Annotated in this window: 18 protein-coding genes; 7 read left to right on the top strand and 11 right to left on the bottom strand. The window is 68.1% G+C overall.

What is annotated here, in order from left to right; genetic code table 11:
* The first annotated feature begins 26 nt into the window (after positions 1-26).
* Together B7Y43_RS01170 and B7Y43_RS01165 are read left to right on the top strand one after the other, a co-directional pair.
* The gene (locus B7Y43_RS01170; RefSeq protein ID WP_374129774.1) at positions 27-491 is read left to right on the top strand and encodes a RidA family protein; all 465 of its coding nucleotides are present in this window, start codon (positions 27-29) and stop codon (positions 489-491) included.
* 40 nt (positions 492-531) lie between these two features.
* Positions 532-1,677: a GNAT family N-acetyltransferase gene (locus tag B7Y43_RS01165; protein ID WP_374129773.1), complete on the top strand. Its 1,146-nt coding sequence runs from the start codon at positions 532-534 to the stop codon at positions 1,675-1,677.
* Here the strand turns inward: B7Y43_RS01165 and B7Y43_RS01160 are convergent.
* From B7Y43_RS01160 to B7Y43_RS01145, 4 genes are all read right to left on the bottom strand, one after another.
* Positions 1,643-3,244 carry a hypothetical protein gene (locus B7Y43_RS01160; protein WP_374129772.1) on the bottom strand — a complete coding sequence of 534 codons (1,602 nt, stop codon included), beginning with the start codon at positions 3,242-3,244 and terminating at the stop codon, positions 1,643-1,645. The genes B7Y43_RS01165 and B7Y43_RS01160 overlap by 35 nt on opposite strands.
* Positions 3,245-3,274: 30 nt before the next feature.
* Positions 3,275-5,029 carry a hypothetical protein gene (locus tag B7Y43_RS01155; protein ID WP_374129771.1) on the bottom strand — a complete coding sequence of 585 codons (1,755 nt, stop codon included), beginning with the start codon at positions 5,027-5,029 and terminating at the stop codon, positions 3,275-3,277.
* Positions 5,030-5,133: 104 nt separating this feature from the next.
* Positions 5,134-6,354, bottom strand: coding sequence for an argininosuccinate synthase (locus tag B7Y43_RS01150; RefSeq protein WP_374129770.1), 1,221 nt, complete (start codon positions 6,352-6,354; stop codon positions 5,134-5,136).
* 38 nt (positions 6,355-6,392) lie between these two features.
* A complete protein-coding gene (locus B7Y43_RS01145) occupies positions 6,393-7,736 on the bottom strand; it encodes an MATE family efflux transporter (protein WP_374129769.1) in 1,344 nt (447 codons plus the stop codon).
* A gap of 74 nt (positions 7,737-7,810) precedes the next feature.
* Here B7Y43_RS01145 and B7Y43_RS01140 point away from each other — a divergent pair, with 74 nt between their 5' ends.
* The 3 genes from B7Y43_RS01140 (at position 7,811) to B7Y43_RS01130 (ending at position 11,738) form a co-directional block, all read left to right on the top strand.
* On the top strand, positions 7,811-8,230 hold the full coding sequence (locus tag B7Y43_RS01140) for a DUF1801 domain-containing protein (protein ID WP_374129768.1): 420 nt from the start codon (positions 7,811-7,813) through the stop codon (positions 8,228-8,230).
* 73 nt (positions 8,231-8,303) lie between these two features.
* On the top strand, positions 8,304-11,138 hold the full coding sequence (locus B7Y43_RS01135) for a bifunctional YncE family protein/alkaline phosphatase family protein (protein WP_374129767.1): 2,835 nt from the start codon (positions 8,304-8,306) through the stop codon (positions 11,136-11,138).
* Between the two features lie 114 nt (positions 11,139-11,252).
* Entirely contained in the window at positions 11,253-11,738 is a 486-nt protein-coding gene (locus tag B7Y43_RS01130; RefSeq protein WP_374129766.1) for a phage regulatory CII family protein, read from the top strand.
* Here the strand turns inward: B7Y43_RS01130 and B7Y43_RS01125 are convergent.
* The 3 genes from B7Y43_RS01125 to B7Y43_RS01115 are packed head-to-tail and all read right to left on the bottom strand — an operon-like array spanning position 11,722 to position 14,545.
* Positions 11,722-12,984, bottom strand: coding sequence for a cyclopropane-fatty-acyl-phospholipid synthase family protein (locus B7Y43_RS01125; RefSeq protein ID WP_374129765.1), 1,263 nt, complete (start codon positions 12,982-12,984; stop codon positions 11,722-11,724). The genes B7Y43_RS01130 and B7Y43_RS01125 overlap by 17 nt on opposite strands.
* A gap of 17 nt (positions 12,985-13,001) precedes the next feature.
* Positions 13,002-13,763 (bottom strand): molybdopterin-dependent oxidoreductase, encoded by a 762-nt coding sequence (locus tag B7Y43_RS01120; RefSeq protein ID WP_374129764.1) that lies wholly within the window; start codon positions 13,761-13,763, stop codon positions 13,002-13,004.
* Positions 13,763-14,545: a cytochrome b/b6 domain-containing protein gene (locus B7Y43_RS01115; RefSeq protein WP_374129763.1), complete on the bottom strand. Its 783-nt coding sequence runs from the start codon at positions 14,543-14,545 to the stop codon at positions 13,763-13,765. Before B7Y43_RS01115 ends, B7Y43_RS01120 begins: the two co-directional genes overlap by 1 nt.
* A gap of 99 nt (positions 14,546-14,644) precedes the next feature.
* On the opposite strand from B7Y43_RS01115, the gene B7Y43_RS01110 reads away from it, so the two are divergent.
* On the top strand, positions 14,645-15,262 hold the full coding sequence (locus tag B7Y43_RS01110; protein ID WP_374129762.1) for a flavin reductase family protein: 618 nt from the start codon (positions 14,645-14,647) through the stop codon (positions 15,260-15,262).
* A gap of 24 nt (positions 15,263-15,286) precedes the next feature.
* On the opposite strand, the gene B7Y43_RS01105 is transcribed toward B7Y43_RS01110, so the two are convergent.
* The 4 genes from B7Y43_RS01105 to B7Y43_RS01090 form a co-directional block, all read right to left on the bottom strand.
* Positions 15,287-16,018 (bottom strand): extensin family protein, encoded by a 732-nt coding sequence (locus B7Y43_RS01105; protein ID WP_374129761.1) that lies wholly within the window; start codon positions 16,016-16,018, stop codon positions 15,287-15,289.
* An 84-nt stretch (positions 16,019-16,102) separates the two neighbouring features.
* Entirely contained in the window at positions 16,103-17,287 is a 1,185-nt protein-coding gene (gene rlmN / locus B7Y43_RS01100; RefSeq protein WP_374129800.1) for a 23S rRNA (adenine(2503)-C(2))-methyltransferase RlmN, read from the bottom strand.
* Positions 17,288-17,357: 70 nt separating this feature from the next.
* Positions 17,358-17,843, bottom strand: coding sequence for a hypothetical protein (locus tag B7Y43_RS01095; protein ID WP_374129760.1), 486 nt, complete (start codon positions 17,841-17,843; stop codon positions 17,358-17,360).
* Positions 17,840-18,484: a histidine phosphatase family protein gene (locus tag B7Y43_RS01090; RefSeq protein ID WP_374129759.1), complete on the bottom strand. Its 645-nt coding sequence runs from the start codon at positions 18,482-18,484 to the stop codon at positions 17,840-17,842. The genes B7Y43_RS01095 and B7Y43_RS01090 overlap by 4 nt, the downstream gene beginning before the upstream one ends.
* A 136-nt stretch (positions 18,485-18,620) precedes the next feature.
* Here B7Y43_RS01090 and B7Y43_RS01085 point away from each other — a divergent pair, with 136 nt between their 5' ends.
* On the top strand, positions 18,621-19,118 hold the full coding sequence (locus B7Y43_RS01085; RefSeq protein ID WP_374129758.1) for an outer membrane protein: 498 nt from the start codon (positions 18,621-18,623) through the stop codon (positions 19,116-19,118).
* The last annotated feature ends 49 nt before the right edge of the window (positions 19,119-19,167 follow it).

The raw sequence follows: 19,167 nt of genomic DNA, 5'->3' as shown, positions 1-19,167 counted from the left end.
GGTGCCTCGTGGTTGAGCTTGGCGACATGACCGACCGAATCGATACCAAACTCGCCGAGCTCGGGCTCACCCTTCCCGCCGCCGCCGCGCCGGTCGCTGCCTATGTGCCGACGGTCGAAGCCGGGGGGATGCTCTATGTGTCGGGTCAGCTGCCATTCGACGACGGCGTGCTGATGACCGGCCGGGTTGGCGAGGACCGCGACCTGGGCTTTGCCCGGAAAGCCGCCGAGCGCTGCGCGCTGATGCTCGTCGCGCAGATCAAGCAGGCGCTGGGCGGGCTCGAGCGGGTCGAGCGGGTCGTCAAGCTCGGCGTCTTCGTCAACAGCGCGGGCAGCTTCACCGATCAGGCGAAGGTGGCAAATGGCGCATCGGAACTCATCGTGGCGCTGTTCGGCGAGCCGGGCCGTCACGCGCGCAGCGCGGTGGGTGTCCCGGTGCTGCCGCTGGGCGCGGTGGTCGAGATCGACGCGATCATCCAGATCGCGTCGTAACGGCGATGCGGCCATCCGTTTCCGCTTGCCCGGGAACGGCATGAGCGAGCGCGACGTCACGGCGCGGATGGCCGATGGGGTCGCCGCGATTGCCGCTGCCGACTGGGACGCCTGTTCGGGCGCCGACAACCCGTTTCTGAGCCATGCCTTTCTGTCGATCCTCGAAGAATCGGGGAGCGTCTCGCCGCGCGCCGGCTGGCAATCGCTGCCGATCGTGATCGACGGCGCCGACGGCCGGCCGGCGGCGATCGCGCCGGCCTATGCCAAAAGCCACAGCCAGGGCGAATATGTCTTCGATCATGCCTGGGCCGATGCCTGGCACCGTGCCGGTGGCCGTTATTACCCCAAGCTGCAGGTCGCGGTGCCCTTCACCCCGGTGCCCGGGCCCCGGCTGCTGCTCCGCGATGCCGCGCTGGCGCCCGCGCTGATCGGCGCGCTCGAGGCGGTGACGGTGCAGCAGGGGCTGTCGAGCGCGCACGCGACCTTCGTCGCGCCCGAGCAGGTGCCGCTGTTCGAGGCGGCGGGCTGGCTGATCCGCGCGGGCACCCAGTTCCACTGGCGCAACGACGGCTATGACAATTTCGACGATTTTCTCGGCGCGCTCGCCAGCCGCAAGCGCAAGGGCATTCGCAAGGAACGCGCCGCCGCCGTCGCGGGGCTGACGGTGCGGCACCTGACCGGCGCCCAGCTCGACGAAGCCGCGTGGGACGCGTTCTGGATCTTCTATCAGGATACCGGCGCGCGCAAATGGGGCCAGCCCTATCTCACCCGCCGCTTCTTCTCGCTGCTCGGCGAGCGGATGGCGGACCGCGTGCTGCTGATCCTCGCCGAGCGCGACGGGCGGCCGATCGCCGGCGCGCTCAACCTGATCGGGGCCGATACGCTCTATGGTCGCTATTGGGGCGCGACCGAGGAGGTGCCGTTCCTCCATTTCGAGCTTTGCTATTATCAGGCGATCGATGCCGCGATCGCGCGCGGGCTGCGCGCGGTCGAGGCGGGGGCGCAGGGCGAGCACAAGCTGGCGCGCGGCTATGCCCCGGTACCCACCTGGTCGGCGCATTTCCTGCCCGATCCCAATTTCCGCCGCGCGGTCGCCGATTATCTGGCGCACGAGCGCGAGGCCGTCGCCGCGGATCGCGCCTTCCTCGATACTATGACGCCGTTCCGGAAGGCGGGGGCGGCTTAGCGACATCGGGCGCGAGCGGCGGCCCGGCTTTGCTGTGATCGATCCGGAACAACTTGCTGTGGCCATTGGTCCAGACCAGATCGAGCCCGGCCTCGAGCGCGGGATCATAGGCCGGCGGGATGATCAGCCAGACATAATCGAACGCATCGCGCGGGAAGCGCGCGAGCGAACGTCCGATCGGCCGCCACCATTCGCGCGGGCACTGCGCCAGCGTGACGATCTGCGACGGATCATGCGCAAAGCCCTTGGCGATTGCGTAGCGCGTCACCAGCAACTGCGCGCCGGGCATCGACCATTGATCGTTGGTATAGGCAAGCTTGCGTTCGAGCGCGAGCGCGGGGACATGCTCGAGCCGGCTCATGAACCAGTCGTTGTGGCAATTCTGGCCGACGAACGAGACGAGGCGCGCGCCGCGCGGGAGATGATCGAGCGCCTTCAGCTCGCGGTCATAGCTCTGGTCGTAGAGCCAGAAGCTGACGGTCGTTCCCGCCGTCCGCACCAGGAAGAAGGCGAGGCCGAACAGCGCGAGCGTCGACGCGCCGCGGATCGACAGGCCGCGCTTGGGCCGCAGCGCAATCACCGCGATCGCGACGACGAAGGGCATCAGCCGCATGTCGGCATAGGCCGATCCGAACACGATGCGCGGCAGCAGCAGATAGACGAGCAGCAGGAACAGCGCCGAAAGCCCCAGATTGCGCGAATATTCGATGTTGGGATCGCGCAGCCCCTTGATCAGGATGACGAGCAGGATCGCCACCGAGGCAATGTCGAAATCCTGCCAGCGATCGCGGAAGATCATCACCATCCACTCGATCTTGGCCCGCCAGTTGAACCAGTCGGTGGTGACGCCGGTGACGTGATCGCCGCTGCGCCAGAAGATCATCAGCCCCATCGGCAGCGCGAGCGGCAGACAGCCGATGCCCGCGCGCACCCACGCCCGGAACCAGCGATGCCCGGCATCGTGCTGGCGAATCATCTCGGCCGAGAATGCCAGCACGCCGAGCACCCCCCAGCCAAAGGTGTGGCACACCCATAACGCGCAGGAAAGCGGCACGAACAGGGCGGCGCGGAGGCGATAATGCCCCAGCCGCGCCAGGCGCAGCCACAGGGCGAACAGGTTGAGCGCAAGCCCCATCGACAGCGCGAAATTGACGAAGCCGAAATGGAAGGGGAAGCAGTAAGCGAGCGGCAGCGCGAACAGCGCGGTGGCGGGAATCCGGCCGTGCACTTCGCGGGCGATCCACAGCAGACCGGTGACGATCAGCGGCGGAATCGTGAGGACGATCAGTTTGACCGCGAGTTCGAGCCCGAAGATCGGCGCGAGCGGGATGATCAGCAGATCGATGCCCAGATTGCCGATCAGCGACCATTGGAAGCTATACCAGTCCCCCAGCCACGGATTGTCGGCGATGGCCAGCTGCACCCGGTAGCGCCCCATATGGCCGGGCAGATCGACGAGCGGCGGGATGTCGGGCCAGAGCAACGGCACCATCGACAGCAATGCCGCCACGATCACGAATGTGCGCGTCTGCCACCAGCGCAGCCCGTCGGTGTTTTCCCCCTGCATGCGCACCTCCTAGGACCGCAAGGGGCCTCTTCACAAGCCGGGTTGCACGCGCAGGATGATCGCGCCGTCTCGCGCGGCGTCGGCCGGGCGCAGCCATGCCGGAAAATCGCGCCGTTTCAGGTGGCTGAGCAGGGCGTTCGGGTTGGCGACAAGGGCCGGATCGAGTTCGGCGAAGCTCGTCGCGCAGAGCAGGACATAGGTCGCGCCGGTGGCGCGCGCGATGGCCCGGGCGCCGGCGCGGTCGCCGAGAAAGAAGCGGTACATCGCGGCATTGCCGGCGTTGTTGCGGTGATAGGGCGCGGCGATCATCCGGTGCCGCGTCATCCCGATCGCATAGGCGCCGACATCGACCGGGGCGATGATCGTGCCGGCGGGCAGGGCGGCGAGCCGCGCCAGCACGGCCGGGCTGGAGCACCCTCCCCCGATGGCGGTCGGACCGCCGCCGGTCGCCGCGGCGGTGCCGGCGGGATCGGAGGAAGGCACCAGCGCCTCTGCGGCGATCGGATAGAGCATGCCCGCCGAAGCGAGCCAGGCGCCGGCGAGCCAGCCGCTGCCGTGGCGCCGGGCGATACCGATCAGCACCGCGAGCGCCGGCGCGGCGAGGGCCGCGCCGGCATAGGCGCCGCGCAGCTGGACGCCGGTGAGCGCCAGCGCCGCGAGCTGGAAGGCGACGATCACCCCCCAGCCGCGCCCACGCCCGCGAAGCCAGCACCACAGGCTGGCGATCAGGCCGATGACGAGCAGCCCGGCATAGCCGATCGCGGTCGCCAGCGGGCTGAGCAACAGCGGCTGCGCCTCGCCGACATGGGCGAGCCACAGCCGGGCGAGCATCGGATCGACCGCGCCATAGGGATTGGCGCAGCGTTCGGCGACCGGCAGCAGCGCGACGACCAGCCCGAGCCCGACCAGCCCGCTGGCGCCGATTCGCAGCCGCGGCGACGCGGTCCCCTGCCCGATCAGCGCGAGCACGACCGGCGCAAAGGCGGCCAGTTGCGCGCCCGACCAGGTCAGCCGGGTGAAGCCGTCACAGGCGGGATAGGTCCAGCCGTCGCTCGCGAAAAACACGCTGGCGAAGGCGAGCGACAGACCAAAACCGAGCCCGAAGCCGAGCATGCGCCCGTCGCTTGCGCCGCGCGCCCAGCCAAGCCAGATCAGCGCGGCGGCGACGAGCAGGAAGGGCGCGGTCTCGAGCCCGATGACGATGCTCGCGGTGGCGGCGAGGCCGATCGCCGCGCCGGTCGACCGGCGCGGCGCCGCCAGCAACAGCCGGACGATCGCCAGCAGCAGCACGATCTGGAAGCCGTGATGGTCGATCCGCCCCGGCAGGAACAGCGTCGTCACCGGATAGCCGATCGCGGCGACGATCAGCGCGGTGCGCGCGCTCGTGCCGCCGTCGATCCGCCGGGCGATCGCGGCGATCAGCCAGAGCGCGGCGACGAACAGCAGCGCCGGCCAGAGGATCACGGCGGCAAGCTCGGCCTGGTGCCGGCCCACCGACGGCGCCAGCGTGGCGATGATCCCCCCCGGCACCAGATCGGGCAGCCGCGACCAGTGCATCGCCAGCCCGTCGACCCCGAGCCGGTGCTGCGCGAGATCGCGAAACGGCTGGCCGGCGAGCCAGTCGCGGATCTGCTGGAGCCGCATCATGTCATCGGTATCGGGCAAATGCAGCGCCGACAGCAGCGGCCAATCGCGCCACGCCCAGCCCGCGGTCATGACACAGCCGATCAGCAGGGCCAGCAGCCCGTCTCCCGCTATCGCCCGCCAATCGGTTCGCCGCGCCATCGGCCCCCTGTAGCCACGGCGCGGTTAAGGGCGGGTTAGAGCAACCGAATTTGACGTTGGACGATCGTTGCGAGCGCAGGTTGCCGCCGTCCGCCCGCACGGGCTCAGGGGTTGTCGCGCCGCCCGAGCAGCCGGAGCCGGAGCGCGTTCAGCTTGATGAAGCCCGCTGCGTCGCGCTGGTCATAGGCGCCCTGATCGTCCTCGAAGGTCACGACCTTCTCGCTGTAGAGCGAGTAAGGCGACTTGCGGCCGATCACATACACGCCGCCCTTGTAGAGCTTGAGCCGGACGGTGCCCGTCACCCGCGTCTGGCTGTGGTCGATCGCCGCCTGGAGCATTTCGCGCTCGGGCGAGAACCAGAAGCCGTTATAGACCAGCTCGGCATAGCGCGGCGCGAGTTCGTCCTTGAGATGCGCGGCACCGCGATCGAGCGTCAGTTGCTCGATCCCGCGATGCGCGAGATGATAGATGGTGCCGCCCGGGGTTTCGTACATCCCGCGCGACTTCATCCCGACGAAGCGGTTCTCGACCAGATCGAGCCGGCCGATGCCGTGGGTGCGGCCGAGATCGTTGAGCCGCGCGAGCAGGGTCGCGGGGGACATGCCCTCGCCATTGAGCGCGACGCCGTCGCCGGCCTCGAAATCGATCGTGATGATCTCGGGCGTGTCGGGCGCGTCCTCGGGGTTCACCGTGCGCGAATAGACGTAATCGGGCACTTCCTCCCACGGATCCTCGAGCACCTTGCCCTCGGACGAGGTGTGGAGAAGATTGGCATCGGTCGAAAACGGCGCTTCGCCGCGCTTGTCCTTCGACACCGGAATCTGGTGCGCCTCGGCGAATTCGATCAGCTTGGTGCGGCTCGTCAGGTCCCATTCGCGCCACGGCGCGATCACCTTGATGTCGGGTGCGAGCGCATAATAGCCGAGCTCGAAGCGGACCTGATCATTGCCCTTGCCGGTCGCGCCGTGGCTGACGGCATCGGCGTTCACCTGCCGCGCGATCTCGATCTGGCGCTTGGCGATCAGCGGGCGGGCGATCGACGTGCCGAGCAGATAAAGCCCCTCGTAGAGCGCGTTGGCGCGCATCATCGGGAAGACATAATCCTTGACGAAGGTTTCGCGCAGATCGTCGATGAAGATATGCTCGGGCTTCACGCCCGCCATTTCGGCTTTTTTGCGCGCGGGCTCGAGCTCCTCGCCCTGGCCGAGATCGGCGGTGAAGGTGACGACCTCGCAGCCATAGGTCTGCTGGAGCCATTTGAGGATCACGCTGGTGTCGAGCCCGCCCGAATAGGCAAGGACAACGCGGTTGATCGACTCGGTCATTGAGGGCTCCAGCACAGGACAGGGGAATGCGCGGGGGATTAGGTCGCGCGCGCGCCCGGCGCAAGCGGGGCGCCGACGCGCGCGAACAGCCCGGGCAAATAGACCCCCAGCGCCGCCGCACGCCAGCCATAGCCGGCGAGCAACGCCGCCCAGGCGCCGCTCGCCCCCCATCGCCGCAGTACCAGATCGGTGGCGATATAGGCGATCGTCGCGAGCACCCCGGCGTTGCGCAACGCCCGCCCGGCGGTCGCGCCGATGAACACGCCGTCGAGCAGCCAGGCGGGCATGCCGATCACGGGCACCAGTGCGGCATAGGCCAGGAAGGCGATCGCGGCGGACCGGATCGCCGGATTGGGCGTCATCGCGTCGATCAGCGCGGGGCCGGCAAGAAGCGTGATCAGGGCAAAGCCGATCCCGCTCAGCAGCGCGAACTCGCCGGTCAGCCTGATCGCGCGGCGCATCGTTGCGGCGTCGCCGGCGCCGATCGCCTGGCCCACCCGCGCCTCGGTGGTGAAGCAGAAACCGTCGAGCACGAACGCGGCCACCGCGACGAACTGCATCAGCAACTGATTGGCGGCGAGCTGGGTCGCGCCGAGCCGCGCGCCGGCGTTGGTGAACCAGCCGAACAGCAGCAGCAACGCGATCGTCCTGATCATGATATCGGCATTGACCGCGACCAGCCGGCGCAGTGCGGCGCGCCCGACGATCCGCGGCCAGCCATCGCGCAGCCGGGCGATCACGCCCGGGCCGGCGACGCGCACGACAATCACCAGCCCGGCGGCGAGGGCGATCCATTCCGCGCACGCCGTGCCCAGCCCCACCCCGGCGGCGCCGAGATGCCACCCCCAGACCAGCCAGACGTCGAGCGCGATGTTGACGAGGTTGAGGATGAGCTGGACCGCCAGCGCTGATCGCGTCCGCCCCAGACCAAGCAGCCAGCCGCTGATCGCATACAGCGCGAGCGACGCCGGCGCACCCCAGAGGCGCATCGCCATGAACGCGCGCGCCTGCGCGTCGAGCGCGTCGCTGCCCGCGAACAGCAGCAGCGCGAGCGGGATCACCAGCGCCTGCAGCGCGAGCAGCGCCAGCCCGGCGGCGCCACCGATCATCAGCCCGCGCGCCAGCAGCGCCTCGACCTCGGCCCGATCGCGCGCGCCCTGCGCCTGCGCGGTGAGCCCGGTCATCCCCATCCGCAGGAAACCGAAGCTCCAGAACAGGAAGGTGACGATCGTCGTCCCCAGCGCGACCCCGGCGAGCGCGGCGGCGTCCCCCGTGCGGCCGATCACCACGGTATCGGCCACGCCGACCAAAGGCACCGTCACCTGGCCGATCATGATCGGCCAGGCCTGGGCAATAATCGATCGGCGGGTGAGCGCGGGCATGGGCGCCGCCCATACCGGCAAGCCGATTGCGAAACGAGCCCTGTCGCGCCAGCGTGCGCCGGGGGGCGACTCGGATGGCAGCGAGCAGGACGATCGAGACCAATGCCAGCGTGGCGGCGTTTGTCGCCCGGGTGGCGGTGCCCGAGCGCCGCGCCGATGCCGAGGCGCTGATCGCGTTGATGGCCGATGTCTCGGGCCTGCCGCCGAAATTATGGGGGCCGTCGATCATCGGCTTCGGCAGCGTCCATTACCGCTACGAAAGCGGACGCGAGGGCGACATGCCGGCGATCGCGTTCAGTCCGCGCAGGGCCGAACTGGTGCTCTATGTCGGCGCGAGCACCGCCAATATCGCCGCACTGCTGCCGGGCCTTGGCAAGCACCGCACCGGGAAGGGATGCCTTTATGTGAAGCGGCTCGCCGATGTCGATCTGGGCGTGCTCGACCGGCTGGTGCGCGCGGCATGGGAAAACCGGCTGGCGGCGGACGCGGCTTAGCGCGCCACCGGTCACGGCGCTGTCATTCTGGTGGTGTCAGGCTAAGCTGGTCGGGGCAGCCAGGAGTCGGGTAATGAAGACGGTCATCGAATGGAGCACCAGAGCGGCTGTGATCGCGACCGCGCTGCTCACCGCCGGCGCGGCGGGCGCCAGCGACGCGCCTCAATTGCTGCCGACCGGCCAGGCGCTGACCCCGCTCGCCGCCCCCGGCGCGCGGTTCGAGCCGCTCGTCAGCCATGCCGGCCCGATTCCCGACTATATCGCCGACGGCGCCGCCGCGATCGCGGTCAGCCCCAGGGGCGACGAGATGCTCGTGCTGACGAGCGGCTTCAACCGGGTCAACGATGCCAAAGGCGCGCTCAATCTGATCCAGTCGCAGCAATATATCTTCGTCTACCGGATCGACGCGGCCGGCAGCACGCGGCTTCAGACGCTGATGGTGCCGAACAGCTATTCGGGGATTGCCTGGCGCCCCGATGGCAACGGCTTCGTCGTCGGCGGCGGCGCCGACGATGTCGTCCATCTGTTCGCGCGCGGGGCCGCCGGCTTCGCCGCGAGCGGCAAGCCGATCAAGCTCGGCCATGCCCATGGCAATGGTGCCGATGTTCTGCCGCAGGCGGCCGGCGTCGCGGTCAGCCCCGATGGCCGCCGCGCGCTCGTCGCCAATTATTACAACGACTCGGTCAGCCTGATCGATCTTGAGGCGCAGCGAGTCATCGCCGAGCAGGATCTGCGCCCAGGCAAGATCGATGCGGCCGCGCGCGGCGTCGCCGGCGGGGAATTTCCGTTTGCCGTGGTCTGGACCGGCGCCACCCGCGCCTATGTCTCGGCGCCGCGCGACCGCCAGATCGTCGCGCTGACGATCGGCGCGGCGCAGATCGCGGTCGCGCGCCGCGTGGCGACGATCGGCGAGCCCACCGCGATGCTGTTCGATCGCGGCACCAGGCGGCTCTACGCCACCGAGGACAATGCCGATCGGCTGGCGATGCTCGATACCACCGCCAACCGGCTGATCGCCGAACCGCGGCTCGGCCTGCCCGACGCGATCGATACGGGCGCGCTGCCCAAGGGGCTCAATCTCAACGGGCTGGCGCTCACGCCGAACCACCGGCTGCTCGTCACCTATGGTGGCGCCAATGCGGTGGCGATGGTGACCCCGACCGCGCACGGCGCGCGGGTCGACGGGCTGGTGCCGACCGGCTGGTATCCCTCGGCGGTCGCGACCAGCGCCGATGGCGCGCGCGTCTTCGTCATCAACCGCAAGAGCCCGCCCGGACCCAACCCCGATGGCTGCGCGCCCAAGCTGGCGGTGACCAAGGCCCAGCCGACCGCGTGCGGCGCGGCGAACCAATATATCTACCAGCTCGAAAAGGCCGGGCTGCTGCAGTTTCCGATGCCCGGCGCACGCGATCTCGCGCTGACGTCGCGTCAAGTCGCGAGCAACATCGGGCTCGGCGATGCCGCCGCGCGCGCCACGGCCGAGACGGTGATGGCGGCGGTGCGCGCGCGGATCAAGCACGTCATCTTCATCGTCAAGGAAAACCGGACCTATGATCAGGTGCTCGGCGACCTCCCGGTCGGTAACGGCGATCCGCATCTCGCAATTTTGGGCAAAGCGCTGTCGCCGAACCATCACGCGCTCGCGACGGATTTCGTGACGCTCGACAATTTCTACGACAGCGGCGAGCAATCGAGCACCGGCTGGACGTGGACGACGGCGGCGCGCGTGCCCGATCTGCTCGAAAAGACCGCGCCGGTGAATTATGCGCGTCGCGGCCTCGCCTATGAAGCCGAGCAGACCGATCGCAACATCGCGCCGGGGCTCGCCATGGCCGATCGCCGCAAGGCCAATCCGGCGATCCCCGACGATGACGATCTGCTCCCCGGCCCGGCGCTGCTGACCGCGCCCGACGGCGATGACGATGCCGAAGCCGGCCAGGGATTTCTGTGGAATGCCGCGCTCAAGGCAGGGCTCACCGTGCGCAACTATGGTTTCGCCGATGTCTCGGTCTATGATGACGGCGCCCCGGGTGCGGTGCCGCTGATCCGCGACCCCGCCAAGGAACAACGCCCGATCTTCACCTCGGGCGCGCCCGCGCTGACCGCCCACAGCGATCCCTATTTCCGCGGGTTCGATCAGAAGATGCCCGATTACTGGCGCGTGCTCGAATGGCAGCGCGAATTCGCCGCGCAGGAAGCCGCCGCCCGCATGCCGGCGCTCACCCTGCTCCGGCTGTCGCACGATCATTTCGGCGATTTCGCCAAGGCGATCGACGGCGTGAACACCGTCGAGACCCAGATGGCCGACAATGATTATTCGGTCGGCATGGTCGTCGAGACGGTCGCCCACAGCAAATTCCGCGATTCGACGCTGATCTTCGTGATCGAGGACGACGCCCAGAACGGTACCGATCATGTCGATGCGCGGCGCAGCATCGCCTTTGTCGTCGGCCCCTATGTGCGCCAGCGGGCGCTGGTCTCGACGCGCTACACCACCGTCAGCATGTTGCGCACGATCGAGGCGGTGCTCGGGCTCGAGCCGCTCGGGCTCAACGACGCGATGGCGGCGCCGATGGCGGACATTTTCGATCTGGCGCAGCAGCGCTGGGACTATCGCGCGGTGGCCGCGGACGTGCTGCGCACCACCCGGCTGCCGATCCCGAACGATCGCTTTCTGGCGGCGCAAGCCGCCGCCACGGCCCCGCCACACAGCGCGGCCTATTGGGCAGCGGCGATGCGCGGGCAGGATTTCAGCGGCGAGGACCGGCTCGACACCAGGGCCTTCAACACCGCCTTGTGGCGGGGGCTCGGCAGCGGGCCCGAGCCCGTCGCGCGCAGCGGCGCCGACCTGCGCGCGAACCGCGACGCCATCGTCGCGGCCGCGGCCATGCGAAGCGGCACCCGCTGACCGTCACCCGCCGGGCCGGACCGGGGGGTCGTGGGCGCCATTCTATCGATTTGACAAGCGGCCCCCAATCCACGCAAAAACATCGGCTTATGCTCATTTGGGGGAATGACTGCCATGCCACGCGCCGCCGCCAGCGCCAAAGCCGATTGCGGCTTTGCGCTGCTCGCCTATCAGCTGATCATCGTCGAAAAGAAGGTGCCGCTCGCCGATCTCGCGCTCAAGATCGGGATGAGCTACAGCGCGCTGCACAGCCGGTTGAACCGGCGCACCCGCTTCCATCCCGACGAGATCAGGCGGCTGATCGCGTGCCTCCCCGATCAGCGGCTGGTACAGTATTTCACCGCCGATTCGCCCTTCGTCGTGGCGGCGCGCGCCGATCCGCTCAAGGACGATGTCGCGAGCATCCGGACCGCCGTCGCCCGGGCGATGCGCGAGACGATCGACGTGATGAGCGTGGTCGTGACCTCGCTCGAATCGGGGCTGACGCTCGATCACCGCGATCGCGCGACGATCCTCAAGGAAGTGCATGAGGCCGAATCGGCGATGGCGAGCGTGCACCTCGCGCTCGCCCGCCCGGCGGCGGTCATGCCGATCGAATGAGCGGCTCGGGCAGCGCGTCGGGCAGGCGATAGGCGCGCTCGCCCTCGTACATGTAATCGCGCGTGATCGGCAGCGCGTCGCGGCTCTTGGCGAATTGCAGCTGATAGTTGACGAGCCCGCCATAGCGGAAGGCACAGAGCGCGCCGGCCAGGTAGAATTGCCACATCCGGTAGAAACGCTCGTCGTAAAGCGCGATTATCTGCGCGCGCGCGGCAACGGTGCGATCATACCAGTGCTGGAGCGTGTGCGCATAATGGAGCCGCAGCACCTCGACGTCGGTGAGGAAGAAACGCAGTCCCTCGTTGGCGCGGACGATCTCCGACAGGGCCGGGTTGTAGCCGCCGGGGAAGATATATTTGACCGTCCACGCGTCGGTGACCGAGGGCGGCCCGGCGCGACCGATGGTGTGGAGCAGCATCACGCCCTTGTCGGCGAGCAGATCGCGGCAGCGCGTCATGAAGGTGCGATAGTGCGCGGTGCCGACATGTTCGAACATCCCGACCGAGACGATCCGGTCGAACTGGCCGGTCACCTCGCGATAGTCGATCAGCTCGAACCGTACCTTGTCAGCGACGCCGGCCTCGGCCGCGCGGCGCCGGGCGACCTTGAGCTGTTCCTCGGAGAGCGTGACGCCGAGCACGTCGGCGCCGGTCTTCGCGTGCAGATAGAGCGCCAGCCCGCCCCAGCCGCAGCCGATGTCGAGCACCGTCATGCCCGGTTCGAGCGCCAGCTTGGCGGCGATATGCGCCTTCTTGTCGGCCTGTGCCTGCTCGAGGCTGTTGCCCGGATCGGTGAAATAGGCGCAGCTATATTGGCGATCGGCATCGAGGAAGAGATCGTAGAGCCGGTCGGACAGATCATAGTGATGCGCGACATTGCGCTTTGACCGGCGCGCCATGTTGATCCGGCCGATCCGGTGGGTGATCGCCTGAAGCGCGCGCACCGGCGCCGACGCCTGAAGCGCCTTGGCGCCGTCTTCCCACAGGTCGTTTGCGGTGAGCAATGTCACGAGATCGAGCACGTCGCCCGACTCGACCACCATCCGCCCGTTCATATAGGCTTCGCCCGCGCCGAGCCCGGGGTCGCGCAGGATCGCGCCGGCGGCGCCCTTGTCGGTAAAGCGCAGGGTCACGCTCGGCAGCGATGGATCGGGCGTGCCGAAGGCCTGGCGGCGGCCATCGGCATGGATCACGGTCAGGTGCCCGCGCCTGACGCGGCGGGCCAGAAACGCATCGATCAGTGCCATGGTCGGATCAGCTGCCCTCAGATCCCTGCATAGGTATCATAATCGACATGATCTTCCCAATAGCCTCCCTTGCCGAGGCCGACCTCGTCGAGCGACGCCACCGCCTGCAGCCGCATGACATATTTGGCCTGCTTGTAGCCGAGATGGCGCTCGGCCCGGAGCCGGATCGGCGCGCCGTGCGGCACGGTGATCGGCGCGTCGTTCATCGTATAGGCCAGGATCGTCTGCGGATGAAAGGCGTCGAACATGTCGATCGAGGTATAATAGGCATTGCCATGAAACAGATCGGCGCAGTGGAAGATGATGTACCGCGCGCTGGTCTTGACGTCGGCCGCCTTCAGGATGTTGCCGAGCATCGGCCCGTGCCATTTGCCGATCGCACTCCAGCCCTCGACACAGTCGTGCCGGGTGATCTGGGTGCGGGCCGGCATCTGCTGCAACTGCGCGAGCGACAGCGCGAGCGGGCGATTGACGAGCCCGTCGACCTGGAGCTTCCAGTTGGCGAATTTCTCGGCGGCCATCGCGCTATAGGCGGGCGTTCCCGGGTTGAGCGTGCCGTTGGCGCGGAACACCGGCGACATCTCGGCGGCGGTGAATTCCTTGGCGAGCGAGTGCCGGCTCGAGATCGCGCGCTGCAGCACGCGGTGCGCTTCGTCCTCGCTGAACAGGATCTTTCGAAACGTCTCGTTCTGGGCAAGCTTGTCGCAGCCCGAGAGCAGCAGCCCCGCCCCCGAGGCGGCGCCGGTGACGAGCGCGCGGCGTGTGATGATCGACGACATCAATGGTCCCCCTCGGGTACGCGCCAGTAACCGGTAAACATCGACCGCACCTCGTTGATCGGCCCGGCGAGGATGACCAAGGCGAGATGGACGATGATGAAGCCGATGATCGCGATCATGGCGATGAAATGAATCGAGCGCGCCGAAGACCGCCCGCCGAACAGTTCGATCAGCCACGGCCAGGCGGCATCCATCCCCGGCGACATCGCCAGGCCGGTGAAGATGATCGCCGGGATGAAGACGAAGATCGCCGAAGCATAGGCGATCTTCTGAAGCACGTTGAACGCGCCGGGATCCTTGGGATCGTGAAAGCGCAGCGCGAGATGTTCCTTGATGTCGAACCAGAGATGCCCCGGCGTCAATTCGCCCGCCTTGATCCGCAGATCGCGCTGGAAATGGCGATTGGCGAGGCTCGACACCATGAACAGCAGGAGGTTGAACGCCAGGACCAGCGCGAAGAACAGGTGCCACCGGCGGGACAGCGCGAGATTGTAGCTGCCCGGGATCGTCATCCAGCCGGGCACGTGCGGGATATGAAGCCACGCCGGATCGGGATTCGCGCCGAACTGCCCCCAATAGAGATGCGGGTGCGCGTTGAGGATGCCCAGCCCGCTGCCGATCATCACGAAAATCGTGACGACATTGATCCAGTGCCAGATCCGCGTCGCCAGCCGATGTTTGTAGAGCCGGGTGCCGGGAGCCGGCGGGGCGCTTGCCGCGATCGGCGCGCGATCGCTGCTTGGCGGCGCGGCCGTCGATGCGGTGTCGGTCGTTGCGTTCATCAATGGCCTCCACAGCCCCCATGGCCGCATGCGCAGCTTATGCTATCGGCGTATCGGGCGCCAAGGAACCTTCGGCCAATGCTTTTGTGGGAGCAAGATTTGAAAAAGCACCATTCCTACGAACCAAGGCACGGCCACGGCCTGAAACACGATCCGCTCAACGCGATCGTGGCGCCGCGGCCGATCGGCTGGATCAGCACGATCAGCGACGCGGGCGTCGGCAACCTTGCGCCGTACAGTTTTTTCAACCTGTTCAACTATGCCCCGCCGATCATCGGGTTCGCCTCGATCGGCTGGAAGGACAGCGCCGCCAATATCGACGCAACCGGCGAATTCGTGTGGAATCTCGCCTCGCGCGCGCTTGCCGAGGCAATGAATGCTTCCTCGGCGACGGTGGCGCCCGGGGTCGACGAATTCGCGCTGGCCGGGCTCGAGACATTGCCCTCGACGCTGGTCGCGCCGGCGCGGGTCGCGCTGAGCCCGGTCCAGTTCGAATGCCGCCATACCCAGACGCTCCGCCTGACCGGGGCAGACGGCGCCGCCACCGATGCCTGGCTGATTCTCGGCGAGGTGATCGCGGTGCACATCGACGAGGCGATGATCGAGGAGGGCGTGTATCAGACGATTCGCGGCGATCCGGTGCTGCGCGGCGGCGGCTGGGGCGATTATTTCACGATCGATCAATCGGCGCTGTTTCGGATGCGGCGTCCCGATTGAGAGCGGGCAGGGCGGCGGCCCGGCCTATCGGCACGCGCGCCAGCCCATGCCGCCGCGGTCCGCCTGGTCCATGTGCAGGTGATCGGCATGCGCGGCGTTGTAATCGGGGGAAAGTACGGTCGCGAACACCCGGCACCCGCCGTCTCTGACGGCGTGGAGAAAGGCGCCCTTTTTGCCGGAGTCGTGCCAGTCGCCCCGAACGGACACCCGCCGACCATCGCGCAGGACGAAGCCGCTGATGTCGATGGCATCGGCGGTCGCATGCTCGCTCCACGCGCCGGTCGATCGGCCATAAAGGCGGCGGCACGAATAGCTTCCGAAATGTTCGAGTCGCGCGACCGGCTCGCCGAGGAGGCGAAACGCCGCGGGTTGCACCACCTCGGTTTGCCAGGCGATCAGCCCCACCGCGACCGGACAGGAGGGCCGCACCGTCGCCGGGCTGAGCGCGAGCATCGCCTGGCGCGGATCGATCCGCACCGCATCCGCGACCCGGCACCGATCCTCACCGCGCGGCGGCGCGGGCTCGAACGCGATGCCCGTCGCCCGCAGCAGCGCGAGGCACGCCGATCGCTGGCCGGTCAGCGCGGCGATCTTGCGGCCGGTGAAGAGCCCGATCGGTTGATCGAGCCGCAGCGGCGTCCAGGGCAGATCCTGCGGCGGCGGCCGCAGCGCGGCAAAAGCCACGAGCGCGACGCCCGCCACGATCGCCAGCAGGAGCAGCCGGCGCAGCCAGCGGAGCATCAGGGGGAGAACCATGCGGCAACCAACAACTCGGACCGCATCGGGATGCATCGATCTTTGGCACCGCCGTTTCAAGCGGGCCGCTGCACGCCCGTCTCTTCAGCCCAATGCCGCCTGCTTCTCGTCGGCGAGCCGATCGAGTTCGGCGCGGCTCTTCTTTTCGCTCGCGGTCTTGAGCTGGCCGCAGGCGGCATCGATATCGCGGCCGCGCGGGGTGCGCACCGGCGCCGAATAGCCTGCCTCGAAGATGATGTCCGAAAAACGCCGGATCCGATCGGGCGCCGACGTCTCGTAAGGCGCGCCCGGCCACGGGTTGAACGGGATCAGATTGACCTTGGCCGGCAGCTTGTACTTGCGGATCAGCCGGACGAGTTCGTGCGCCTCGGCATCGCTGTCGTTCTTGTCCTTCAGCATCACATATTCGAAGGTGATCCGCCGGGCGTTGTTCGCGCCGGGATAATCGGCGCACGCCTGGAGCAGTTCCTCGATCCCGTATTTGCGGTTCAAGGGCACGATCTCGTCGCGCACTTCCTTCGTCACGCCGTGGAGCGAGACCGCGAGATTGACGCCGATCTCCTCGCCCGCGCGCGCCATCATCGGCACCACGCCCGAGGTGGAGAGCGTGATCCGCCGCTTGCTGAGGGCAAGGCCGTCGCCGTCCATGATCAGCTTGAGCGCATCGCGCACCGCCTCGAAATTATAGAGCGGCTCGCCCATCCCCATCATGACGATGTTGGTGAGCAACCGCCCCTCGGGCTGGCTCGGCCATTCGCCGAGGCCGTCGCGCGCGAGCATCACCTGGCCGACGATCTCGCTCGCCGTCAGGTTGCGGACCAGCCGCATCGTGCCGGTGTGGCAGAAGCGGCAATTGAGCGTGCAGCCGACTTGGCTCGATACACACAACGTCCCGCGATCGGCATCGGGGATGAAGACCATCTCGTAATCCTGGCCGTCATCGCTCCGCAGCAGCCATTTGCGCGTGCCATCGGTCGAGACCTGCGCCTCGATCACTTGCGGGCGGCTGATCACGAAGCGCTGCTCGAGCCAGGGCTGCATCGTCTTCGAGATATCGGTCATCACCGAAAATTGCGTCGCGCCGCGATTATACATCCAGTGCCAGAGCTGTTTGGCGCGCAGCTTCGCCTGTTTGGGCTCGAGCTGGGCGGTTTCGAGCGCCAGGCGGAGATCGGCCTTGCTGAGCCCGATCAGGTCGATCCGGCCATCGGCGCGCGGCTCGAAGGCGCGCGGCACGGGCACGGGATCGATGTGCCCGGGGATGGGCATGGTCAGGGCTTCGGTGATCTGCATCGCGGGCACATAGGCGATCTGGCGATGATTTTCCACTGGGACGCGGTCAACGCCCCACGCACCCCAGAGCCGCCGCATCGATCGCGGTCGCCGCGCCCCGCAGCGCATAGACGTCGGCGAACGGGCGCCCGCCCTTGCCGAGCGCCTCGACGCTCATGCTGCGCCCCGATCGGATCGCCGAGACGATCGCGGCATCGGTGCGCGAATCGGCGGCCCAGGCATCGGCGCTGCCGGCGACGAGTTCGAACCGGCGCTCACCGACGCTGAGCGTCACCTTGGCGCGGGGATCGCGCGCGCGGCTCAGCCGGATGTGCAGCTGCGCGTGCGCGCCCTGACCGGGCCAGGTGGCGATGCTGGCAAACGGGCGCCACGTCGATGCGCCGCCCGCCTGAACCGGCGTCGAGATCGCAAAGCATTTGAGCGGCGACGGATCGCGAAACGCTCCCCAGCGATCATAGATACCCAGCGGATCGCGGGCGGGCGCGGGCGCGCTCGCCAGCAGCAGGAGCAGCACGACGGGCGCCCGCTTCATGCCGGGGCGAATCCGGTGCCGCGGTGGACGAGCGTTTCGACGCCCGCTTCGATCATCACCAGCGATCCCTGCGGGACGCTCGGCGCGGCCGGGGCGCCGATCGCCGGCATGGCGTCGGCACCGGTCATCAACCCGCGCAGCACCCGGCTCGACAGCCCGTGCATGATCACCAGCCGGTCGCCCGGATCGTCGTCCGTGTCGGCGAGCCATCCCGACAGCCGCGCCGCCATGGCGGGATAGGTTTCGCCATCGGGCGCCGATTTGAGCAGCCCGGTGCCGGGATGGACCAGCTCGCCAACTTCGGCGGCGAGATCGGCATAATAGCGCTCGCCCCAGCTGCCCGTGCCCAGTTCGGCGAGGCGCGGATCGGTGTGCGCCTGATGCCAGTCGAGACCGACATGCTCGACGACGACCGCCAGCGTCTGCAGCGCGCGCCCGGTCGGCGATGCCCACAGCGTCAGGCGCGGCATCCGTCCCAGACAAGCGGCCAGCGCCGCCCCCATCTCGTCGGCCTGGGCGAAGCCGGCGCGGGTCAGCGGGGTATGATGGACATCGCCCTGAATGCGCCGGGCGGCGTTGAAGACGGTTTCGCCGTGGCGGGCGATGAAGTCGCGCCCGCGGCGCGTGCGTTTGCAATCCATGCGCCCCGTTTCAACCGGGTGTGCCCGAAAAGCAACGCTTTCCCGGGTTTATCTGGCGTTCATGAAACACCCGGCGCGCTCGTTCATTGAGCCTTCCGTCCCGCTGTTCGGGGCCTGTAAACACTGGAGTTTTTCAATGCGTACCCTCTTTTCCGCGCTCAGCCTGAGCGCCCTCGCCGCCGCGACGCTCGCCACCCCCGCGCTTGCACAGGATACCGGCCGCGCGCCGTTCACGGGTCCTCGCGTCGGCGCGATTCTCGGCTATGATGGCACCCGGCCCGGCAGCAGCACCGATTCGGACATTGCCGGGGACGACCAGACCGCCGACGGCCTGCTCTACGGGGGGGATGTCGGCTATGATGTCGCCGCCGGGCGGTTCGTTTTCGGCGCCGAGGCCGAGCTGACCGCCGGCGACGGCACCACCGAAACCGGCCGCCACTTCAATCTCGATGGCTACCGCGTCGGCGCGGGGGTGGAACGCGCGCTCTCGCCGAGCACCTACGCCAAGATTGAATATCGCTATTCCAACTACGCCAATGCCCGCCTGGAATTTCCGAATGGCACCAATACCAACAACTTTTCGGTCGATACCGATCGGCATGGGCTGGCGGTAGGCCTGGGCTTCCGCCTCTAAGCCGCACTTGCCCCGAAAGGGCGCAAAGCGGCAGGGCCGGGGCGCTTGC

The sequence above is a fragment of the Sphingomonas sp. 28-62-20 genome (assembly GCF_002281505.1).
The sequence above is the reverse complement of the archived record's forward strand: the minus strand, read 5'-3'. Positions and strand labels throughout refer to the sequence as shown.